Origin of the sequence: Lacimicrobium sp. SS2-24, from assembly GCF_002201535.1 — a bacterium.
Lineage (GTDB): Bacteria > Pseudomonadota > Gammaproteobacteria > Enterobacterales > Alteromonadaceae > Lacimicrobium.
In genome coordinates this window covers 72,590-93,090 of sequence record NZ_NIWW01000006.1, presented here as the reverse complement: position 1 = coordinate 93,090, position 20,501 = coordinate 72,590, and the positions used below count along the sequence as shown (strand labels likewise).

Below are 20,501 nucleotides of genomic sequence, written 5' to 3'. Positions count from 1 at the left end.
CCCTGACAACAAGGTTGAAGGCTGGCAGACTGAATCTGCCCGTTGCTCTTTTCGCTTAGGATTGCGGTTCCGTTTCTTCCTGCTCCTGCTCGGCCGCATCCTTTTTCAGGTTTTTAAGCTCTTTTTCAATGTTTTTCGGTGCAAAATAGAGCAAGGTTGTGCCTGGATTGAGCTTGATACTACGCTCTGCCGTTTGCAGCCACAATTTTCCCTGAGGTGATAAGCCGCCCACCAAGAGCCAGTCGTTACCCGGTTCACCGAGACGTTCTTTGAGTTTGTCAAAGTCAAAACTTTCACTCAGTTTTGTGGTTTGCATGGTCCAGCCATCGTCCAGCCATTGGTGCAGGGCCTCAAAAGTGGCATCCGGGTTAAAGGCGCCGTAGCCCCGTTGTTGCAGTGACAAACGTTTGTGAGCCTGATTTGATTCTTTGTGGATGGCAAACTGGAACGTACGGTGGTGTCCAAACTCATGCCCCTGAGCTTTGCAAACCAGCGCATTGTAATAATCATTGTCGGTGGCAGCTAGCAAGTGACTGAGATGTTCTATTTCAAGTTCATTGCGCGCGTGCTCAGACAGAATCTCGCCGTAATAGATTTTAATGCCGTCCATGCGTAACGCTTTAAGGCGATGGTACGCTCCGTCTGCAACCAATACGTCAATATTGAGCTTTTTTAGTGCCTGTGCCAGCACCTGTGTCCAGCGCGATGCACCTATAATCAGCAAACCGTTTTCAGACTGTGCGGCCAGTCCCAGTTTTCTGGCCAGATTGCCCAATGTAAGGCCATGGGCCAGCACGGTGATGATGATGATCAGAAAAACAATAGGCAGGAGTTTTTCGGCGTCGGGATAACCGGCATTGACCAGCGCAGGACCAAAGATGCCAGCCGAGGCTGCCGCTACAATCCCCCTCGGGGCAACCCAGGCGAGTAGCAGCTTGTCTTGTTTACGAATGGTCCCTCCCAGAGTTGCCAGAAATATCGTCAGCGGACGAATGACCAGTAATACCGCCAGAACAAACAACAGCACCTGCCAGTTGATCTCATCCAGCTGACTGAATTTCAGCTGCGAGGGAATGATGATAAACAGCACCGAAAGCAGAATGACGGTGAGGTTTTCTTTAAAGTGCTGCAATGACTCCCGTTCCACCAGGTTCATATTGCCGATTACCACACCCATCACCGTCACGGTGAGTAAACCTGCCTCATGCTGAATCAGGTTACTTGCCCAGTAGGCTATCAATACCAGCACCATCAGCATGGGAGCTTTGAGATGTACCGGAACTGAGCCCCGCCGGTACAACCAGCCAGTCAGCCATCCACCGAGTCCACCGAATAACGCGGCGGCAAAAATCGCGGCACCCATGCCACTGACCACACCGACCCAGCTGGTATCAGACAGGGTAAAATACTGGAAGGTCAGAACGGCCAGTAATACGCCAATCGGATCATTGACAATACCTTCCCATTTAAGCAGTGAAGCGGATTCCTGGTTAAGTTTTGCCTGGCGCAGCAGGGGTAAGATCACTGTTGGACCGGTAACCACCAGTATGGCCCCTAATACCCAGGCCACCGGCCAGCTTAGTCCGGCGATATAGTGCGCCGCCAGGCCGCCGAACAACCAACCCAGTGGTGGGCCTAATATGGTCAGACGGCGAATGCCATGTCCTACCCGCCGAAACTCGCTGAGCTTTAAATCCATACCACCTTCAAACAGGATGATGGCCACGCCCAGACCCACCAGCTCGGTCAACTCGGTTTGTGACAATCCCAGTTCAATCACCCCAAATACGGGGCCAAGCAGAACCCCGGACGCGATCAGAACGACAATGGCCGGCAACCGAAGTTGGGCCGCAAGCCATTGACTGGCAATACCGGCGGAGAGAATGATCAGTACCAGAGTGGCAATATGCATAACAGTGTGGCGGTCCTTATGTTGATAAGCATCAGCCTATCAACATACGTTGGAATTGGACTTTGCGCAAAGAAAAGCATTGTTGAAAAGCTGCTAACCTGCGGATTCACAGCAGTATTTACAATGCAAATCGGAACAAGGAACCAAGGTCTTTGGCAGTTACCTCAGGCGATGTGCGCGGATGCCGAAGAAGAAAAAAGTACCAGAACGTTTACTCTTCATCTCTTTGGGCCAGCCTTGGGCTGTTCACCAAGTATTGTAGGAACGATGCAGAACAGCTTTAGCTGGCCTGCGAAGCAGGTGAGCTGCAGGGATGTAGCGAATAAATTTGTTCCCGACGTTTAGTACAAAATACTTCCATGTATTTTGCCCTTTGGGCCAGCCTTCGGTTGTTCTAAAACGTTCCCGACGTTTTAGTCGAACCACAGGGTTCGAACCAAATCCTCCGGTCACTTGGTCAAACAAAAAAGCCCCAGCAAACTGCGCTGGGGCTTCTTTATTTGATATGGCGGTGAGGGGTGAACTTCGCTTTCTTTAGGCGCATAGCGCCGCGCGAAGTGAACGGGCGATAGCCCTGGACGCTTGCGACTGGACGCCAGAAAGCAGAAAACCCGGCGTGGTTTGCCGGGTTTTCTTCATTAATATGGCGGTGAGGGGTGAACTTCGCTTTCTTTAGGCGCACCGCGCCGCGCGAAGTGAACGGGCGATAGCCCTGGACGCTTGCGACCGGACGCCAGAAAGCAGAAAACCCGGCGTAGTTTGCCGGGTTTTCTTCATTAATATGGCGGTGAGGGAGGGATTCGAACCCTCGATACGTTGCCGTATACACACTTTCCAGGCGTGCTCCTTCAGCCACTCGGACACCTCACCTAATTCTGTTTGTCTGCCGCATTTTTGATGCCACCGGTTAGTGTGGCTGCAGGAGCACTACGGCGTGCTCGTTGCTCCGGGCTTCCTGCCCTTCGCCCCTTCGGGGCCATCCTGCGGATGTCCAAATTTGTTCCTGACAAATTTGTCAGCCACTCGGACACCTCACCTAATTCTGTTTGTTTACCGCATTTTTGATGCCACCAACTAGTATGGCTTCAGGAGCACTGCGGCGCGCCCGTGCAAGATCGCACTCAACAAAACCCGTTCTGATACGAGCCGTTTGAGCGCCGCGTATGGTAGGGAATTCATTCACCTTAATCAAGCAAAAAATCATTATCCGTGGCCGTTAGTCGAGTTTATAGGCAACATCAGTGCACATCTCCGAAAAATCAGCAGGGTAGCGCTAAAGCGTTATCAACAATATCGCTGTTATTGATTGGCGAGCATGTTTTAGCCATCAGCGATTGCAGTCTTGCTGAAAAGGTTTTGATATACTGCTGCGGTCAATTGAGTGAGTCAGGAGAGGCGGTGCCTTCAGTAAAAACGATTTTCGCCCGGGACGGCGCGCTGTCTCAGGGCGTACAGGGCTTCATTCCCCGAGCGGCACAAACCGAGATGGCCGTTTCCGTTGAAAAAGCCATCAATGACAAGGCGCAGCTGGTGGTAGAAGCCGGTACCGGCACCGGAAAAACCTTTGCTTACCTTATACCAGCACTGGCCAGTGATAAAAAAGTGATTGTCTCTACCGGCACGAAAAACCTGCAGGAGCAGTTATTTCACCGTGATTTGCCTATCGTTAAGCAGGCTCTGGGCAGTACCAAAAAGACCGTGTTATTAAAAGGTCGGGCCAATTATCTGTGTCTGCACCGTTTGGCCCAGCATGGTGGCAACTCGACCTTATTCGAAAAACAGACCCTGCATCAGCTGAGCCAGGTCAGAGAGTGGGCCAACAGCACCAAAAGCGGTGACATGGGGGAACTGAAGAGTCTGCCGGAAGATGCAAAAGTACTGCCTTTTGTCACCTCAACGGTAGACAATTGTCTGGGAAAGGATTGTCCGGATTATGATGATTGCTACCTGGTCAGGGCCAGACGCAAGGCCCTGGATGCCGACATGGTAGTCGTGAATCATCATTTGTTTTTCGCCGATATGGCACTCAAAGACACCGGCTTTGGCGAGCTTATCCCGGAGGCCGATGTGGTGTTATTTGATGAAGCGCATCAGATCCCTGACATTGCCAGTGAATATTTTGGCGAAGCGCTGTCCAGCCGCCAGTTGGCGGAGATGGGGTCGGATATGGAGGTGGTCTATCGGACTAAGCTCAAAGATGCCGGACAGTTAAGTAAGGCCGCGGAAAAGCTGCGGGCCAGTGCTATGGATTTGCGTTTGCAGTTCCCTCAGCAACCGCAAAAAGGTAACTGGCAGCTGGCGCTGGATAAGCAGGTTATACGCAATCAGATTGATCGCCTCACCGATGCCCTTGAACTGGTTTACGAGGTCTTAAAAGTGCATTTAGGGCGCGATAAAGATCTCGACAGCGTCTATGAGCGCTGTGTGCAGGCCAGAGCAAGACTCTCAAGACTCACAGACACCGAAAAACAAGGGGTGAGTCTGTGGTATGAGACCACGCCTAAGCATATTATCCTGCACCTGACACCGCTTTCCATTGCCAAGCGTTTCGCTGAATATGTTGAGACGCCCAAACGCAGCTGGATTTTTACCTCGGCCACACTGATGGTAGATGGCGGCTTCGAGCATTTTACCGGTCAGATGGGGCTAAAACAGGCTCGCACACTGGGGCTGGAAAGTCCGTTCGACTACCCGGAGCAGGCATTGCTATGTGTTCCACGCTATCTTCCCGAGCCCACGGCAAAAGATCGAAGTAGCGCGCTGGTAAAGGTATCGCTGGAGCTTATCAGGGCCAGTAAGGGGCGCTGTTTTTTATTGTTTACCAGTCACTATATGTTGCGACAGGTCGCTCAGGCCCTGGAAGAGCTGATTACCAACCCGATTCTGGTGCAGGGCACCACCAGCAAAGGTGCGTTACTGGAAGAGTACCTGTCTTCAGGCAATGGCGTATTGTTGGGAACCAGCGCTTTCTGGGAAGGGGTAGATGTGCGTGGCAGCGATCTGACCTGTGTATTGATTGATAAATTGCCCTTTGCCGCACCCGATGATCCGCTATTGGAAGCAAAAATAGCCGATTGCAAAAAACATGGGGGGAATCCGTTTGCGCAAATTCAGATCCCCAGAGCGGTGATTGCACTTAAACAAGGGGCAGGGCGATTGATTCGGGACACCTCAGACAAAGGCGTGCTGGTAATTTGTGACAACCGCCTGGTAACCCGTGACTATGGCCGCATTTTTCTTGCCAGTTTGCCGGCAATGCAACGCACCCGAACGCTGGACAACGCCGTGATGTTTTTACAGCAATTGCAATCTCCGCACACTGAGCAGCAGTGTGCGCATGAACCTGAACTCAAAGAGACCGAAGTATGAAGAATATTCTGGCCATTGATACGGCTACTGAAGCCTGCTCTGTAGCCTTAATGCTGAACAGTGGCACGGCAGAGCAAGTCATTTTTGAACGCTTCGAGCTGTGTCCACAGCAGCACAGTCAGCGTTTATTACCTATGGTAGATGAGCTGTTATCTGAGGCGCAGGTTACACTGAAAAGCCTGGACATGCTGGCCTTTGGGCGCGGTCCGGGTAGCTTTACCGGGGTGCGGATTGCAACCGGTATGATACAGGGGCTGGCGTTTGGTACCCAACTGCCTGTTGTGGGAGTTTCTACCCTGGCCGCCATGGCCCAGCAGGCGCTGGAGGAACAGCAACAACACCATGTTGCAGCTGCCATTGATGCGCGCATGGATGAGGTGTATCTGGGATGTTATCAGCATGCAGACGGACTGATGGTACCGGTCACACAAGAACAGGTGTTGCCTCCTTCACAAGCCATTGAAACACTGGAGCAAGGGGGGGCACACTGGTACGGAGTGGGTACCGGTTGGGGGGCCTACCCTGCATTAAATCAGTTCAGGAAAACAGAGTCAGTGGCTCAGATACTGTATCCACGAGCACGCTATATGTTACCCCTGGCGATTGCCGCCTTTGCGCGGGGGGAAGCCGTTACAGCGGCCAAAGCCGAGCCGGTTTATCTGCGTGACAAGGTGACCTGGAAAAAGTTGCCTGGTCGATAAAAGGAATGATTTTTGCAGAGTTTGCCTTACAGATATAAAAGATGGCTAACAAGGATTTTGCCAAATTAAAGGGTTCAGCACTATGCTGTTTTAGTCAGCCGGTCCTCTTGATGGGTATACAGTGGAAATAGAGTCCTCCTTAGTTGCGTCACAACAAGGCCTGATCGTTAATCCTGCGGTGAAAGAAACCCCGCGGGAGGCTAACGCACGCCAGCAGCAGGAGAACGCCGCGACAGAGTTGCCGCGTACTCAGACTGTTATCCGCCAGGGTAGTGAAGAGTCTCAGGTACAGGCAGATCGCTACCGCAAACAGCAACAATTCTACGACCAACCCGAGCCCCGTAATCGCCAGGCAATTGATGCCTACCAAAGCCTTTCCCGTCTGCAGGCCAGAGAACAGATTCAACAGACTATGGGTATCGACACCTACGTGTAATCTCGTTTCGGCGCTGATCCAGTTCAGTATAGATTCAGTTTAAAAGCACATAATGTAACGAGTGACATTCAGACTTTGTGTTAACCTGATTGAATCAGGAAAAGCAAATTGAAGGAGTAATCGATGCAACGGCTAATTTTTGCACTGATGGTATTGGGGCTGGCAGGCTGTTCGACTGTGCCTGAGTCCATCAAGCTTGAAAATGACAGCAATCTGGCAAACTACCAACAGGTGTCGGCAAATCCACAAAAAGCGGCGGGCACTAAAATCCGTTGGGGTGGGGTCATCGCCAGGGTCGACAACCTCAAGCAACATACTCGTCTGGAAATGCTTTATTACCCGTTAAGGCATTATGGCAGACCCATCACCAGCGAAGAAAGCGCAGGGCGCTTTCGCGTCTATATTGATGGTTTTTTAGATCCTATGGTGTACAAAACCGGGCGTCTTATCACCGTTGTGGGTGAAGCCGGAGGCAGCGAATCCGGTACGGTCGGTGAACATCAGTATGTATTCCCGGTGGTAAATGCCAGTGGTTATCACATGTGGGATGAGCGTGACCGTGTCAGTGTGACGACGTTCGGAGTAGGGATGGGCTTTTGGCCACATTATTACTCATCCTGGTACGGCTGGCACTTATGGCCCTATCATCAAAGAACCATCATCCGTTCAAGGCACAGCACCCGTCACGGGTCTGATTATTCGGGTCCGTCGAACAGCCCGGTGCAGCGTTCACAGCCTTCTTCTAAACCGGTTTCACGGCCTGCGACTATGCCCTCTAATCCGCCTCGAAACACGAATCGGGATATGGGCAATATTCAGCGTCGATAGGCAACACATTGCCGCGATACTTTACCCTTGCGGCAAGAAAAACTCAAAAGGCGGCAAGTTATTGCCGCCTTTTTGTGTCACTGAGGTCTGTGGACGACGAATCAGGTCGCTATTGCATCCGGCGGACGAAATCCTTAAGGTCTGGGTTTTACCTTCTAGTGTTTTTTTCATGACTGATATTTCCTTTACCTTGCGCCATCTGCGCCTCAGTGCTCAGCGATTTGGTGATCCTGACGGGCGCAAAGTGATTGCGCTGCATGGCTGGCTGGATAACAGCGCCAGCTTTATCCCATTGGCAGAGCATCTGAGTGGTGTTGATTTGCTAGCCATCGATTTAGCCGGTCATGGGCATTCAGATCATCGCAGCGCCGATGCGCACTATCATCTTTTTGACTGGATACAGGATGTCTATGAACTGACCCAGTCACTTGGCTGGCAAACCTTTGATCTGTTGGGTCATTCTCTGGGCGGGATAATCAGTTCTTTGTATGCGGCCACCTTTCCTGAACAGGTACGTACGTTGACCATGATAGAAGCATTTGGCCCGCTCAGTCGGGAAGCAAACAGCAGCCCGCAACAACTGCGTGAGTCGGTGTTAAGCCGCATTGAGGTTGATCTCAAAGAAGCTCGTCATCCTCCGACAATAGAGCGCGCCACCACGGCTCGCATGATGGCAGGTGATCTCAAACGTGATTCGGCGACATTACTGGTGGCACGAAACCTCGATATCCAGGCCCAGACACTCAAATGGCGCACAGACAGACGACTGCGAACCATCTCATCTTTGCGTACGACAGAGGAACAGGCCCAGGGTTTTCTACAAGCAATTAAAGCGCCGGTACTGGCCATCACCGGCACGCAAGGGTTTGAAAAAGTCAAAACCAATCAGCAGCGCAGAGCCGCCCACATAAGGCAACTCACCACCGTGGAATGTGAAGGGGGGCATCACTTACACATGGATAACCCACAGCCAGTCGCCCAGCAGCTGCTCAGTTTCTGGCAGCAATATGAGCAGGAGCCTCAGTCATAGCGTTTAAAAGGCTAGACTGGTAATCAGGGATCCGATTATCAAGGGGCTACGTACCAGACACAGAACACAATAATGCTGCTTGTTCACGGAGGTTGGGCCACCGGCGCTTTAGTCATTTATCTTTTCTGATGCATTGGCTACTATAGTGGTCTGACCTTGTGTTGCGGCACTGGTTAAAAATCAACGACAGGTTCACCATAATAACGAGAACAGCCCATAGGAGGCACTGTGGAAAAGACTTGGTTAGAGCATTACCCTGCTGATATCCCTGCCGAAATCGACGCAGATCATTATTCATCCATCATTGATATTTTTGAGCAGTCAGTAAAAAAATATGCCAGTAAAGTGGCATTTATCAATATGGGTAAAGAGATCACCTATGCTGAGCTCGACCGCTACACTCTCCAATTTGCGGCGTATCTGCAGAATATGGGACTGAAAAAGGGGGATGCGGTTGCCATTATGATGCCGAACCTGTTGCAGAACCCAATTGCCATATTTGGTGTCCTCAGAGCGGGGCTCACGGTGGTGAATGTTAACCCTCTGTATACGGCCCGTGAACTGAAACACCAGCTTAATGATTCCAGCGCTAAAGCCATTGTTATTGTAGAGAACTTCGCCCATACCCTGGCAGAAGTGGTGGCAGAAACTCAGGTGAAAGAGGTTTTCCTGACTCAGGTGGGCGACATGTTGCCGGCACCCAAGCGTTGGCTGGTTAATTTTGTCATTAAACACGTGAAAAAAATGGTGCCAGCCTTTTCATTGCAAAACACCAAAGGCTTTATGGATGCCATTCATGCTGGCAAAGCAATGACCTATACACGCCCCGATGTGAACGGCGACTGCATTGCCTTTTTGCAATATACCGGCGGTACGACCGGTGTATCAAAAGGTGCAATGCTGACACACCGCAACATGGTGGCGAACCTGGAACAAATATCGGTGATCCTTGAGCCGGTGATTAAAGAATCCGAGGAGCTGGTGGTAACGGCGCTGCCGCTCTACCATATCTTTGCATTGACAGCTAATTGCCTCACCTTTGTGAAATATGGCTGTAAAAACCTGCTTATTACTAATCCCCGCGATATGCCCGGATTTGTCAAAGAGCTGGGCAAATACCCCTTTACCGTGCTAACCGGTGTGAATACCCTGTTTAATGGATTACTGAATACTCCGGGATTTAAAGATCTCGATTTCAGTAACTTTAAATTTGCGCTCGGTGGCGGTATGGCGGTGCAACGACCCGTAGCTGAAAAGTGGCAGAAAGTCACCGGGCATGTGCTGCTGGAGGGCTATGGACTGACCGAATGTTGTCCGGTGGTCAGCATTAACTATCCAACTATTACACCAGAATACACCGGCTCTATCGGAATGCCGGTGCCTTCCACCGATGTGAAGCTGATTGATGAAGACGGCAATGTGGTGCAACCGGGGGAACCGGGTGAGCTGTATGTAAAGGGTCCACAGGTGATGAAAGGGTACCTTAACCGTGAAGAAGCCACCAAAGAAGTACTCAATGACGGCTGGCTGGCAACCGGCGACATTGCCCGTATGGACGAAAAAGGATGCTTCTTCATCGTTGACCGCAAAAAAGACATGATTCTGGTCTCTGGCTTTAACGTCTTCCCCAATGAAATTGAAGAAGTAGCAGCCATGCACGACGGTGTGGCTGAAGTGGCAGCCGTGGGTGTACCCAATGAAGCCACCGGTGAAGCAGTGAAGCTTTTTGTGGTAAGAAAAGATGCGTCATTGACTGACAAGGAGCTGATTAGTCATTGCCGTAAGCATCTGACCGGGTATAAAGTACCCAAACAGGTAGAGTTCCGGGACGAACTGCCGAAAACCAATGTGGGTAAGATCCTCAGGCGAGAATTACGGGAGTAGTCGAAAAGCCGGCGCCAGCCGGTTTTTTCATTTTAAACAGATGCAGTATCACTTAATCGAAAGTCCTTCACAGCTGGCGGAATATTGTCGTCAGGCAGCACAGCAGCCTTTTATTGCCGTCGATACAGAATTTGTGCGTACCCGCACCCTGTATCCACGGCTTGGTCTGATTCAGCTCTATGATGGCCAGCAGTTATCTCTGGTGGATCCGCTGGCCATCGGAGATCTCGGTGCGCTAAAAGAGCTGCTCCTTAATGACACAGTCATCAAGGTTTTACACGCCTGCTCTGAGGATTTGGAGACCTTTGCCGCCGCAATGGGCGTGATGCCTAACCGTATTTTTGATACACAGGTGGCAGCCGCCATGCTCAATATGGGGCCCTCTCTGGGATACGCCAAACTGGTAGAGGAGCTCTCTGGTGTCACGCTGGATAAAGGAGAGTCGCGCACCGACTGGATCGCCCGGCCACTAAGTTCGCAGCAACTCCATTATGCGGCCAATGACGTACTGTATTTATATGATCTCTATCCGCAGTTGGCACAGCGTATTGAAGAGCAAGGCAAAACCGGTTGGGTCTTTGCGGATGTGCAACAGCTAATGACCAAAAAACAGGCCGAGCTACCCACAGAGTACGCTTATCTCACCATAAAAAATGCATGGCAGTTAAAAGGTAAGGCGCTGGCGGTGTTAAAAGGCCTGGCCCAATGGCGTTTACAGACCGCCCGCAGCCGCGATATTGCGCTGAACTTTGTGCTCAAAGAGCAGGCAATGCTGGAACTGGCCAAGCGCCAACCCCAGGCAAAGAATGGGCTGCACGGTATCAATGCACTGATGCCTCAGGATATTCGTCGTCATGGTGATGCGATTCTCGGTGTTATTGCAGAGGCGGTATCTCTGCCACCTGAACATTATCCACCTAAAGTCGAACGGCTCGTCGACTTTCCTGCCTACAAGAAAACCGCCAAAGTCGTGCGCGATATGTGTGAAAAAGTGGCGACAGAGCAGGGCATCCCGGTTGAGATGTTAGGGTCAAAAAAACAGATCAATCAGCTACTCAAATGGCTGTGGTTTGAGCTGGATGAGAGTAAACTAATGGGACTAACACCGGATCTCATCAGCAACTGGCGACAGCCACTGCTGGCGGAGCAACTTCAGCACATTCTGGCCACAGAATAAGGACTGAGCCGGAGTCAAACCTAACCACAGGAGGCAGGCGTTTCGATGTTGTGCGCCATATATAAGAGTCCTAAAAAAGATCAAACCTATCTATTTGTCACCAAACGTGATGATTTTGACGCGGTACCCGAACCCTTAATGGAAAGTTTTGGTATTCCCGAGCTGGTGATGGTGATCCCGCTCACCGCAAACACTAAACTCGCCATCAGCGATCCGAAAAAGGTTGCACAAGCCCTGCAAGACAAGGGCTTCTATCTGCAATTACCCCCGCCACAGGAAGATCTGCTGGCAGAACTTAAACAGCAACATACTCAGAAACAGGAGTCCTTGAATGACTAGAGTCTTATGTGCACTGGTGATACTTTTCAGCACAGTGGTCAACGCCAAACCGAGCTTTGACGAATATGTTACGGCACTTAAGCAAGAAGCCATCGAAAAGGGCTATGAGTCAGAGTTTGTTGAACAGGCATTTGCCGACATCAAGTTTTATGAGCGGGCCGTAAGTTCGGATAAGAATCAACCTGAGTTCAAGTTGACTCTGGATAAGTATTTGTCCACCCGGGTACCCGACTGGAAAGTGAAGCAAGCGGTAGATAAGTATCGCGAGCATCAGGCAATACTCGAACAAGTGGGTAAGCAGTTTGGTGTGCAGCCGCGATTTATTGTTGCGCTATGGGGCAACGAAAGTAATTTCGGACGTATCCAGGGGGATTATCCGGTCATCTCCGCACTGGCAACACTGGCCTATGAGGGACGCCGTGAAGCCTTATTTAAGAAACAATTGTTTGCGGCGCTGCAGATTCTCGAACAAGGCCACATCACTAAAGAGCAGTTTTTAGGCTCCTGGGCTGGCGCCATGGGCCAGAGTCAGTTTATGCCTACCTCGTTCAACGCTTACGCCTATGATTTTGACGGCGATGGCAAGAAAGATATCTGGCAAAACCCCGCCGATGTCTTTGCCTCCATTGCCAATTACCTCAAGTCGGTAGGGTGGGATGACAGCCTCACCTGGGGTCGTCAGGTCAGCCTGCCAGAAACATTTGACTATGGTCTGGCAGGGCTGGACAAAGATAAAATGAAAAGCCTGTCTGAATGGCAGTCGCTGGGCGTGAGACGTTATGATGGCAGCGATTTGCCTACCCGCGACGTGCCAGCCAGCCTGATTATGCCTGATGATGAAAAGGGTCGTATTTACCTGGTTTATGGCAACTTTCATAGCCTCATGAACTGGAATCGCTCTACCTATTTTGGCAGTGCGGTGGGCTATCTGTCGGACCGTATTAAGGCAGAGCTGAACTGATGGTGGCGTATCGTTTTCACGATCATCTGGGACAGTCATTACCCTATTCACCGGGCAAGGTGGTTTGTGTCGGGCGCAACTATCTGGATCATATTCAGGAGCTCAACAATGACGTGCCAGAGCAGCCACTGCTGTTTATGAAGCCATCAACTGCGTTGCAGCCATTTGCCAATGAGATACAGATACCCCAGTCACAGGGAGAGTGTCACAATGAACTGGAGGTGGCGGTACTGATCAAGGCACCGCTGTCGCATGCGTCAGTTGAGGATGTGCAATCGGCGGTATGGGGCTATGGTCTGGCGCTGGATCTGACCCTTCGTGATGTACAGACTCAGCTCAAAACCAAAGGACATCCGTGGGAGCGAGCCAAGGCCTTTGACGGCAGCTGTCCACTCAGTGGATTTGTCCCCGCCCATGGCGTAGAGAACTACAAAGCGCTGAAATTCAGTCTTAATGTAAACGGGGCAGAGCGTCAAAGCGGCGATACGGCGATGATGATCCATGACATCGACAGTCTGATCAGTGAGATTTCGGCGGTATTTACCCTGCTACCCGGAGACGTTGTTCTGACCGGCACACCCAAAGGAGTGGGGCCGCTGGTTGCAGGTGATCGTGTTGAGGCCAGTCTGGGCGGCATACTGAACACCGGTGCCACGGTGACGGCGTATGACTGAGGTAAAGTTTTGGGAACATAAAACCCTTGAGCAAATGGATGCTAAAGAATGGGAGTCATTGTGTGATGGTTGCGGCAAATGCTGCCTGCAGAAATTTATCGACGACGATAACGGTGACGGCGCGCCAACCGATGAGATTAAACCCGGTGAAGAAATTCACTATACCAATATCGTCTGCCATTTATTAAACACTAAGAGCTGCCAGTGTACTCAGTACGAAAAACGCACACAGCTGGTGCCCGATTGTGTCAAACTGACCAAAGATAACCTTAAAGACATTTTCTTTATGCCGCCGAGCTGTAGTTATCGTCGTATCTATGAAGGCAGAGGGCTGCCCTCCTGGCACCCCTTGTTGAACAAAGGCAAGAAATCCGCCATGCACAAAGCGGGTATGTCGGTACGAGGCAAGACGGTACCCGATGATGAACATAGCCTGGACGACTTTGAAAACTATATTGTCAGCTGGCCATTAAAGGATCTGGATTAAGCCCGGATCGTTGGCTAAAAGCGGGTGTGCTATCCCGCTATTTGTATGGCTCGCCCTTTCATTTGCTCGTAAAAAGGCTGGCAGCGCTCAGCGATACGTTGCAGTTCCGGACTCAGTTCGGGCAGTTTGTTACTTGGGGCAGTAAAGCCTGTAGACGCCTCTACCGAATGATACCAGTGCGGCGCCCATACGCCATCTGAGGGCCTGCGGCCTGTCGGCCAGTTCAGCATCTGTGCATAAAAAGGCACCTCTAATGCGCTGCAAATGGCTTCAAGCATGGCTTTTGGCGCACTCAATAAATCGTCCGAATCAACCACCGGTATTGGCTGTGAATTGATCTCAGAGAGTTGCTGATATAACTGGAATTGCCGTTCGATGCCCGTTTCCTCCTCGCTGCATTGCCCCATACTGCGATAATAAGAATCCACCACTTTGGCGGGATGTCGAATTAAAAAGCAGTGGCGCAGGGAGGCGCACCAGCTCATATCAGCATTTTCTGGAATATGGTGCGTCATGTGTTTTTGATACTGCACGGCTGCGCTCACAGGGGCTTCACTCAACTGACGGGCCACACAGGCAAAGTCATCTGACTGACTGGCCATAATCTCCTGCTGATAGGGGTGAATGGCACCGGTGTGTTTCAGATAGCAGGCATAAAAGGGTTCATCTATTACCTCGGTATCCGGCCGGTTCTCCCAGCTTCTCATCATGGCCGTCGAAATATTGCGTGGTCCGGACCACATTGCGATACGAATACTCATGCAGATTCCCCCGCCTGTTCGGCAATCAAATCCAGGTAGTGTTGCTGTAACCGCTTAATCACAGGGATCTGGGTGTTACCAATCTGGCGCCCATCCACTTCGCGAACCGGCGTCAGGCCGGCAAAGGTACCGGTCACAAACGCCTCATCAGCAGCATAGACTTCGCTGAGACTGAAGTTCTTTTCAAACACCGGAATGCGATGTTGTTTACACAGGTTAATCACATTGCGCCGGGTAATGCCATCAAGACAGTAATCGCCGCTCGAGGTCCATACCTCCCCCTGGCGGACAATAAAGAAATGGGTGGAGTTGCAGGTGGCCACAAAACCATGGGGATCCAGCATTAAAGACTCATCAGCACCGGCTTTAGCGGCCTGAATACAGGCAAAAATACAGTTGAGTTTGGAGTGGGTATTGAGTTTTGGATCCTGCACATCCGGGTAGCCGCGGCGCACATGACTGGTAAATAGCCGGATGCCATTGAAATCAGGCTGTGTCAGCGGCGTTTTGAATTCGGCAATGATGACAATGGTGGCCCCACCGATTGTCATACGCGGGTCCTGATAGGGCGTGGCTTTTATGCCGCGGGTAACCATCAGGCGAATATGCACGCCATCATGCATATCATTGGCCTTGCAGGTCTGATGAAGGCGCTCAATCATTTGCTCGGCGCTGATACCAATGTCCAGATCCAGGGCTTTGGCACCGTCATATAGCCTTTTCATATGCTGTTCGATAAAGGCCAGCCTGCCCTGATGAAGGCGTATGCCTTCCCAAACACCATCTCCCAGAATAAATCCGCTGTCAAAAACGGATATCTTGGCATCTTCCCGTGGCACCAGTTCACCATTGATATTGATGAGAATGTGCTGATTTCTCGGGTCATCTTGATATTCGTGCGTACCTTTACCCATCTTTGGCTCCCTTCTATTGCAATCTGCTCAGCTTATCTTAATGTAGATACATGCATGTCATTAATGTCGCACAGTCAGCTGTATTGTGACCATAGCCGGAGTAGAGATTTGCGCCAACGTATAGGTCTGGCAGGATTGCTGGCATTTAGCTGTGTTGCCATGGCTGAGCCGGCTGAGGTTCGTGAGAAATTGACCATTGGTGTTCAGGCCATCGATCATTACCCTCACTACGACATGACAGACGGCACCTTGCGAGGCTTTGCCGGTGAGCTGTTTCGCCTGTTTGCCGAAAACGAAAAACTGCAACTGGAGTTTGTGCCACTTCCCGTGAAGCGATTACCACAGGAAGTGCATGGTTCGCTGGACTTTGTCTACCCCGACAATCCCAAATGGCAGGCCCTGCGCGAGGGTGATGACGGACGCCATTACAGTCAGCCCGTGGTCTCTAACTGGGGTGTCGCCATGGTTTTACCTCAAAACCGAGATATCACATTGGGACAATTGCGTTCACTGTCAATTGTGCGTGGATTCACACCAACCAAGTGGATGGCATTACAACCCCAATATCGCTATCAGTTTGTGGAGGTTCAGAATACCCGTGCCGCCTCTATGATGGCCTTAAAGGGGCGGGTGGATGCTGCTGAAGTGGAATATTATGTGGCGATGCATCATCTTCGTAAGCTGGGACTTGAGGATAGTCTGGTGGTGGCAGAGAGTTTGCCGCAATCAAACGTCTGGTATCACGTGTCCACGGTAGAAAAGCTGGACATGCTGGAGCGCTTTGACTTGTTCTTACTCCGGGAGAACCAGGCCATTGAAGCCCTGATCGAGCAGTTCGGCCTCCGCCGTGACCCATAAAAAATCCCGCCAAAAGGCGGGACCAAGGGAAACAGGGAGAAGTTGGCTAAATTAGCTGATACGAGACAGCAGTTCCTGACCAATTTCAGTGTTCAGGTGACCGTTCGTTTCAGCCCATTGCTTGAGCTCCATGCCGTCTTTTTCGGCGCCGGTCAGGTCTGTTTTGCTCATACGCTTAATCATGTAAGTGCCAGTTTCAACAGAATTGTTTTCCATTGAATAGCGAATCAGGCTGCTACCGCCACAGCTGATGCCGGTGTAGTAATCACCCAAGCGCAGTCTGTAGTCGTCCTGAACCTGACGTAACTTTTTACGCAGTTCAGATTTGTCATCGTTCTTTACGATGGTGCAGATATTGGCCAGGTCGTCGTTGATATCTGCAAAACTTGCAGGTGCGAAAACCAAAGCAGAAAGTGTAGTGATGATTGCGATTGCTGACTTTTTCATAGTAGTGCCTCTTAAGTTTTTAAAGTGTAACTGTCTTGACGGAATCTATCGTATGAAAAAGCAGCGGTACCAAACAGGGGGGAGTTTGGTACCTAAGTATGGGAAATAATACTTAACCGTGGTGAGGAGCATGCCTGAAAATACCCTCAGCCCTTTAATAATGCAGAAAGCAGCGGTGGTTAACGATTTTTGGGTTGAGACAGTGACGGCGCTGAATTTGTGCTTTTTTGTAAATTAATTGTGTTTTCAGGCTCACCAGAGAGCCTTGCTCCCCATTTTCGCAGCCCCTCAAAGGCGCACAGAAACAGCGCCACGGCCAGTAACGCAAAGAGGGAGCCGGTCACACCCAGAACGCTGTGTTCATGGAACAAGGTCCAGCCAAACTGCGCCACGCAGAGGCTGGCGACAACCAGCAGGGTCGGCTTGCGGCCGATTCGGGCGACAATGTACACGCCAAGGGGGGCACCGATGGCCACCACCGGCGCCGCAGCCAGCCAGTTTGCAAAGGTGCCGGGTTGTAACCCGTCACCAATGGTCAGTTTAGTGATAACGCCGAGCAACGACGTAAACGCCATAATGATCACAGACGAGGGGATGGCGATTTTCAGATCTGCCCGACACAGCAGAACCAGTGCGGTATACAGCACCATGTCGATGCCCACACCGGTAACAGCAGCAACGGTGGCGCCGGCCAGCAGCCCCAGCCATAGCCCCAGTTTGAAGTCCCAGTTTTCATCAAACTCGGTCATGCCGCTGTGTCCGGCGATCTCATCCAGACGGTAAAGGTGCAGCAGACCAAAGCTGGCCCAGACAACGGCAAAGGTGAGCTTAATCCAAAGCTCAGGAATGTAGGGAGCAATAAAGAAGATACCAAGGGGGGTGCCCACCAATGCGCCCAGCATAGCGCCCTGCAATATGGCCCAGGCAAGCGGCTGGCGACGACACAATATAAAGATGCTGGCACTGACCATGCCCACAGACTGAATGGCAAAACTGAAATCCCGGCCCAGACTGGCGGGCAAATCAAACAGCAGCACCAATACCGGGAATCCCACTGTTCCCCCGCCCATTGGGGTGGAACCTGCGGCATAACTGCCCAGTGCCATGGCCAGGGCCATGGGCCAGTGCCGGAGTGCTTCTGGCCACAGGTTCAGGCCGATTATCAGGTATAACCACACCGCAAAAAAGGCGCCCAGGCACACAAGCCAGATCCAAAGGTATTGTTTAGGGGGAGAATGCAAGGTCATACAACGGTGATACGGCAAAAGAGGCGGCAAAGTTTACCAGCGCTACCGATTAAAGGCCACGACCTGTGCGCATCAATAAAAAAGAACTTTTACAAATTTCTGTGCGTATGACTATAGAGCGCAGGGCATAATGTTAAACATTGCCTGCTGTCTGGCTTTTTTTGCCTGCTTTAGTGCAGTACTGGCAGGTTTTATTGAGATGTTCGGAGGGGAAAATGAACACCAAAAAATTACTCGATCAGTTAATGCAATCCGGTGACCAGTTGTTTGGGCAGGTAAAAAACACCCCTCGTGGGACAGGCAGCAAACAACAGAGCAGTGGCTTGTCAGGGCTGATGTCGGGCTTTGGCGGAGGGGCCGTGACCGGCGGGGCACTGGGGCTATTACTGGGTAGCAAAAAGGGACGTAAGCTAGGAGGCAAAGTGCTGACCTATGGCGGTCTGGCAGCGCTGGGCGTGGTGGCGTACAAAGCCTATTCCAGTTATCAGCAAAAACAAAATATGGCCGCCGCCGAGCCTCAAACCATTGACCGTCTGCCTGCGCCACAGGCCGAGCAGCATTCACTGGCAATATTACGGGCCCTGATTGGTGCGGCAAAAGCCGATGGCCATATTGATGAGCGTGAGCGACAGTTGATCCATGAAGAAATGGCCAAACTGGATGAGCAGCAGGACACCCGCCAGTGGTTGCAGCAGGAACTGGCTAAGCCCCTGGATCCTGCTGAGGTGGCGCAAGCTGCCCGCACCCCGGAAATAGCCGCCGAGATGTATCTGGCCAGTCTGCTGGTGGTGGACGATCAGAATTATATGGAACGCACCTACTTACAGGAGTTAGCGCGGCAGATGAAACTGGACCCGGCCCTGCAGCAGGAATTAGATAACCAGGCCAGTCAGGCCCTCGGCGCTGCCCGCTAAGTGCTAAGTAAAGAACATTGCCTGCATGAATGAGCATAACAGCAATGCATCAGGGCCTGGTGTAACGGGTGTCGGAGACACCCATGCCAGGTTCAGGGTGTATATGGGGAATCGTCCCGACTATGATTTGGGCACCAGTGGTGTGCAGCCCCTTCAACAGGGGGACATTACGCGTATCGGGCAGGCCTGTGGTAATGGCTGGCGTAAAGTCTTTAATGTGTATGCCAAGCTACTTTATAGCTTGCCCGCCGAGTTCGGATTCAGACAGAACAGTCATAGCTGGCAGCAATACCGTGATCAGTACCTGTTGCAAAAGGGCAGTCAGACTGCGCTGATGTTTTCACCCACAGAGTTATCACAGTCACACTGCCTGCATCTGCTGATGGGACGCACCTTTGCCCGCAGTGTACTTTGTGAAGAAGAGGTCACCTGGCTTAACCGGGAGTTTGCGCTGGACTCGCGTCGGTGCCGGATTATTTGCCCGTACTTTGACTATCGCCAGTTATCCAACCAAAAAATCCTGTTTCTGGGAGATTTGATTCAGGAACTAATGAAGCGCCACAGATTATTGCTCGAAGACTAAGCGTAACAGGCGGTTCTGGTTTGCCACAAACAGGGTACGGTTTTGTTCGTCCAGGGCAACATTGGCTAGGGGGCGATCGAAGGTGATTCTGGCGGCCAGCGAGCCGCTGTCGCTGAGCACATAGAGCCCACCCGGGCCTGTCGCAAACACCAGACCGCTCTCGGTTACGGCCATGCCATCGGGTAAGCCATTCCAGCGCTCTGGCGTGATCCAGGCTGACATATCAAACCAGCGCACTGGGGTGCCAAAGTGACCCTGATGGTCACGCTCATAGCGCATGATGACGGGATTGTCGGCACTGGAATTGGACACCAGCAGGGTGGTGTCATTGTTCATCAGAACAATGCCGTTTGGTCGTGTCAGCGTGCCATCAATAAGGTGTACCCGTTTGCCATCGAAGTGCCAGACGCCATTGACCGGTTGCTGTTTCAGTGGCGAGTCATCGCCACCCGTCAGACCATAAGGGGGGTCAGTAAAAAACAGATCGCCGGTTCGCGACTGGATCAGATCATTGGGGCTGTTAAAGTGCCGTCCGTCAGCACTTTCTATCAAAGGTGTTTTCTGCCAGTTAGAAAGAGAAATCACATCGATGCGGCGTTCACCGGTGTTCGCCGCCAGTAATGTTCCATTACCCGGCGCTATCAGCCCGTTGATGCCGGTTTCTCTGAATCCTTCATGTCCCACTGCCAGGCCGGAGGGTGACATGGCCATTTTCACGCCCTCGTTGGCACGCCACTGATACAGTTTACTCTGTGGCACATCGGTAAAGTACAGCGTTTGTGACGAGGCGTCCCACGCGGGACCCTCTGCCCAGCTTAATGATGATGTGAGTATCCTGACTCCCACCAGCTTTCCCCAGGTTTGCGTAAATTGGGGGCTTGCCTGGGTAACCTTTACATCGATGACCGTGGGAGAGGCCAGCGAGGGAAGGGTAAAGAGCAGAGTAATCAGTGTCAGTAAGTATTGTGTTTTTGCCATA

21 protein-coding genes and 1 tRNA gene are annotated in these 20,501 nt (G+C 51.5%); 14 read left to right on the top strand and 8 right to left on the bottom strand.

Translation table 11 applies throughout. The annotated features are described in order from the left end of the window. Positions 1–55: 55 nt before the first annotated feature. Entirely contained in the window at positions 56–1,912 is a 1,857-nt protein-coding gene (locus tag CCY32_RS11380) for a sodium:proton antiporter (protein ID WP_088330796.1), read from the bottom strand. 782 nt (positions 1,913–2,694) lie between these two features. Next, positions 2,695–2,782: transfer RNA gene (locus CCY32_RS11370), tRNA-Ser, on the bottom strand. A 528-nt stretch (positions 2,783–3,310) separates the two neighbouring features. On the opposite strand from CCY32_RS11370, the gene CCY32_RS11365 reads away from it, so the two are divergent. From CCY32_RS11365 to CCY32_RS11350, 4 genes are all read left to right on the top strand, one after another. Continuing rightward, positions 3,311–5,281, top strand: a complete 1,971-nt coding sequence (locus CCY32_RS11365) for an ATP-dependent DNA helicase (protein ID WP_246840601.1) — start codon at positions 3,311–3,313, stop codon at positions 5,279–5,281. After that, positions 5,278–5,982, top strand: a complete 705-nt coding sequence (tsaB, locus tag CCY32_RS11360; RefSeq protein ID WP_088330792.1) for a tRNA (adenosine(37)-N6)-threonylcarbamoyltransferase complex dimerization subunit type 1 TsaB — start codon at positions 5,278–5,280, stop codon at positions 5,980–5,982. Before CCY32_RS11365 ends, tsaB begins: the two co-directional genes overlap by 4 nt. Positions 5,983–6,103: 121 nt before the next feature. Continuing rightward, entirely contained in the window at positions 6,104–6,418 is a 315-nt protein-coding gene (locus tag CCY32_RS11355) for a hypothetical protein (RefSeq protein WP_088330790.1), read from the top strand. 123 nt (positions 6,419–6,541) lie between these two features. Next, positions 6,542–7,246, top strand: a complete 705-nt coding sequence (locus tag CCY32_RS11350; protein WP_088330788.1) for a Slp family lipoprotein — start codon at positions 6,542–6,544, stop codon at positions 7,244–7,246. 21 nt (positions 7,247–7,267) lie between these two features. On the opposite strand, the gene CCY32_RS17220 is transcribed toward CCY32_RS11350, so the two are convergent. Beyond that, entirely contained in the window at positions 7,268–7,417 is a 150-nt protein-coding gene (locus CCY32_RS17220; RefSeq protein ID WP_168171496.1) for a hypothetical protein, read from the bottom strand. Between CCY32_RS17220 and CCY32_RS11345 the strand changes: the two genes are divergently transcribed. The 7 genes from CCY32_RS11345 (at position 7,416) to CCY32_RS11315 (ending at position 13,798) form a co-directional block, all read left to right on the top strand. After that, positions 7,416–8,276 (top strand): alpha/beta hydrolase, encoded by an 861-nt coding sequence (locus tag CCY32_RS11345; protein WP_088330786.1) that lies wholly within the window; start codon positions 7,416–7,418, stop codon positions 8,274–8,276. The two genes, CCY32_RS17220 and CCY32_RS11345, sit on opposite strands and share 2 nt — an antisense overlap. Before the next feature lie 228 nt (positions 8,277–8,504). Next, entirely contained in the window at positions 8,505–10,160 is a 1,656-nt protein-coding gene (gene fadD, locus CCY32_RS11340; RefSeq protein WP_088330783.1) for a long-chain-fatty-acid--CoA ligase FadD, read from the top strand. A gap of 40 nt (positions 10,161–10,200) precedes the next feature. Beyond that, entirely contained in the window at positions 10,201–11,337 is a 1,137-nt protein-coding gene (rnd, locus tag CCY32_RS11335) for a ribonuclease D (RefSeq protein WP_088331047.1), read from the top strand. Between the two features lie 45 nt (positions 11,338–11,382). Continuing rightward, positions 11,383–11,676 (top strand): YcgL domain-containing protein, encoded by a 294-nt coding sequence (locus CCY32_RS11330; RefSeq protein ID WP_088330781.1) that lies wholly within the window; start codon positions 11,383–11,385, stop codon positions 11,674–11,676. Continuing rightward, positions 11,669–12,637, top strand: coding sequence for a lytic murein transglycosylase (locus tag CCY32_RS11325; RefSeq protein ID WP_088330779.1), 969 nt, complete (start codon positions 11,669–11,671; stop codon positions 12,635–12,637). The genes CCY32_RS11330 and CCY32_RS11325 overlap by 8 nt, the downstream gene beginning before the upstream one ends. Continuing rightward, positions 12,637–13,311, top strand: a complete 675-nt coding sequence (locus CCY32_RS11320; RefSeq protein ID WP_088330777.1) for a fumarylacetoacetate hydrolase family protein — start codon at positions 12,637–12,639, stop codon at positions 13,309–13,311. Before CCY32_RS11325 ends, CCY32_RS11320 begins: the two co-directional genes overlap by 1 nt. Then, the gene (locus CCY32_RS11315; RefSeq protein ID WP_088330775.1) at positions 13,304–13,798 is read left to right on the top strand and encodes a YcgN family cysteine cluster protein; all 495 of its coding nucleotides are present in this window, start codon (positions 13,304–13,306) and stop codon (positions 13,796–13,798) included. The genes CCY32_RS11320 and CCY32_RS11315 overlap by 8 nt, the downstream gene beginning before the upstream one ends. A gap of 29 nt (positions 13,799–13,827) precedes the next feature. Here the strand turns inward: CCY32_RS11315 and CCY32_RS11310 are convergent, their stop codons facing one another. Together CCY32_RS11310 and CCY32_RS11305 are read right to left on the bottom strand one after the other, a co-directional pair. Then, positions 13,828–14,559, bottom strand: a complete 732-nt coding sequence (locus tag CCY32_RS11310) for a hypothetical protein (protein ID WP_088330773.1) — start codon at positions 14,557–14,559, stop codon at positions 13,828–13,830. After that, complete coding sequence (locus CCY32_RS11305) at positions 14,556–15,473, bottom strand: aminotransferase class IV (protein WP_088330771.1); 918 nt, start codon at positions 15,471–15,473, stop codon at positions 14,556–14,558. Before CCY32_RS11305 ends, CCY32_RS11310 begins: the two co-directional genes overlap by 4 nt. A gap of 108 nt (positions 15,474–15,581) precedes the next feature. Between CCY32_RS11305 and CCY32_RS11300 the strand changes: the two genes are divergently transcribed. Beyond that, the gene (locus CCY32_RS11300; protein WP_168171495.1) at positions 15,582–16,331 is read left to right on the top strand and encodes a transporter substrate-binding domain-containing protein; all 750 of its coding nucleotides are present in this window, start codon (positions 15,582–15,584) and stop codon (positions 16,329–16,331) included. Between the two features lie 51 nt (positions 16,332–16,382). Here CCY32_RS11300 and CCY32_RS11295 read toward each other — a convergent pair whose 3' ends face one another. Both CCY32_RS11295 and CCY32_RS11290 read right to left on the bottom strand, forming a co-directional pair. After that, positions 16,383–16,778, bottom strand: a complete 396-nt coding sequence (locus CCY32_RS11295) for a DUF3718 domain-containing protein (RefSeq protein ID WP_088330767.1) — start codon at positions 16,776–16,778, stop codon at positions 16,383–16,385. A gap of 179 nt (positions 16,779–16,957) precedes the next feature. Next, positions 16,958–18,025, bottom strand: coding sequence for a sulfite exporter TauE/SafE family protein (locus CCY32_RS11290; protein WP_088330765.1), 1,068 nt, complete (start codon positions 18,023–18,025; stop codon positions 16,958–16,960). A gap of 215 nt (positions 18,026–18,240) precedes the next feature. On the opposite strand from CCY32_RS11290, the gene CCY32_RS11285 reads away from it, so the two are divergent. Further along, entirely contained in the window at positions 18,241–18,939 is a 699-nt protein-coding gene (locus CCY32_RS11285; protein WP_088330763.1) for a tellurite resistance TerB family protein, read from the top strand. Between the two features lie 25 nt (positions 18,940–18,964). Beyond that, a complete protein-coding gene (locus CCY32_RS11280; protein WP_088330761.1) occupies positions 18,965–19,522 on the top strand; it encodes a hypothetical protein in 558 nt (185 codons plus the stop codon). On the opposite strand, the gene CCY32_RS11275 is transcribed toward CCY32_RS11280, so the two are convergent. Next, on the bottom strand, positions 19,505–20,500 hold the full coding sequence (locus CCY32_RS11275; protein ID WP_088330759.1) for an SMP-30/gluconolactonase/LRE family protein: 996 nt from the start codon (positions 20,498–20,500) through the stop codon (positions 19,505–19,507). The genes CCY32_RS11280 and CCY32_RS11275 overlap by 18 nt on opposite strands. Position 20,501 lies beyond the last annotated feature (1 nt).

What these genes read in the sequence shown, in the direction of transcription:
- CCY32_RS11290 (WP_088330765.1), bottom strand. Translation starts at nt 18,025, where the DNA reads ATGACCTTGCATTCTCCCCCTAAACAATACCTTTGGATCTGGCTTGTG.
- CCY32_RS11345 (WP_088330786.1), top strand. Translation starts at nt 7,416, where the DNA reads ATGACTGATATTTCCTTTACCTTGCGCCATCTGCGCCTCAGTGCTCAG.
- rnd (WP_088331047.1), top strand. Translation starts at nt 10,201, where the DNA reads ATGCAGTATCACTTAATCGAAAGTCCTTCACAGCTGGCGGAATATTGT.
- CCY32_RS11350 (WP_088330788.1), top strand. Translation starts at nt 6,542, where the DNA reads ATGCAACGGCTAATTTTTGCACTGATGGTATTGGGGCTGGCAGGCTGT.
- CCY32_RS11275 (WP_088330759.1), bottom strand. Translation starts at nt 20,500, where the DNA reads ATGGCAAAAACACAATACTTACTGACACTGATTACTCTGCTCTTTACC.
- CCY32_RS11315 (WP_088330775.1), top strand. Translation starts at nt 13,304, where the DNA reads ATGACTGAGGTAAAGTTTTGGGAACATAAAACCCTTGAGCAAATGGAT.
- CCY32_RS11285 (WP_088330763.1), top strand. Translation starts at nt 18,241, where the DNA reads ATGAACACCAAAAAATTACTCGATCAGTTAATGCAATCCGGTGACCAG.
- CCY32_RS11380 (WP_088330796.1), bottom strand. Translation starts at nt 1,912, where the DNA reads ATGCATATTGCCACTCTGGTACTGATCATTCTCTCCGCCGGTATTGCC.
- CCY32_RS11320 (WP_088330777.1), top strand. Translation starts at nt 12,637, where the DNA reads ATGGTGGCGTATCGTTTTCACGATCATCTGGGACAGTCATTACCCTAT.
- CCY32_RS11295 (WP_088330767.1), bottom strand. Translation starts at nt 16,778, where the DNA reads ATGAAAAAGTCAGCAATCGCAATCATCACTACACTTTCTGCTTTGGTT.
- CCY32_RS17220 (WP_168171496.1), bottom strand. Translation starts at nt 7,417, where the DNA reads ATGAAAAAAACACTAGAAGGTAAAACCCAGACCTTAAGGATTTCGTCC.
- tsaB (WP_088330792.1), top strand. Translation starts at nt 5,278, where the DNA reads ATGAAGAATATTCTGGCCATTGATACGGCTACTGAAGCCTGCTCTGTA.
- CCY32_RS11280 (WP_088330761.1), top strand. Translation starts at nt 18,965, where the DNA reads ATGAATGAGCATAACAGCAATGCATCAGGGCCTGGTGTAACGGGTGTC.
- CCY32_RS11305 (WP_088330771.1), bottom strand. Translation starts at nt 15,473, where the DNA reads ATGGGTAAAGGTACGCACGAATATCAAGATGACCCGAGAAATCAGCAC.
- CCY32_RS11325 (WP_088330779.1), top strand. Translation starts at nt 11,669, where the DNA reads ATGACTAGAGTCTTATGTGCACTGGTGATACTTTTCAGCACAGTGGTC.
- CCY32_RS11310 (WP_088330773.1), bottom strand. Translation starts at nt 14,559, where the DNA reads ATGAGTATTCGTATCGCAATGTGGTCCGGACCACGCAATATTTCGACG.
- CCY32_RS11330 (WP_088330781.1), top strand. Translation starts at nt 11,383, where the DNA reads ATGTTGTGCGCCATATATAAGAGTCCTAAAAAAGATCAAACCTATCTA.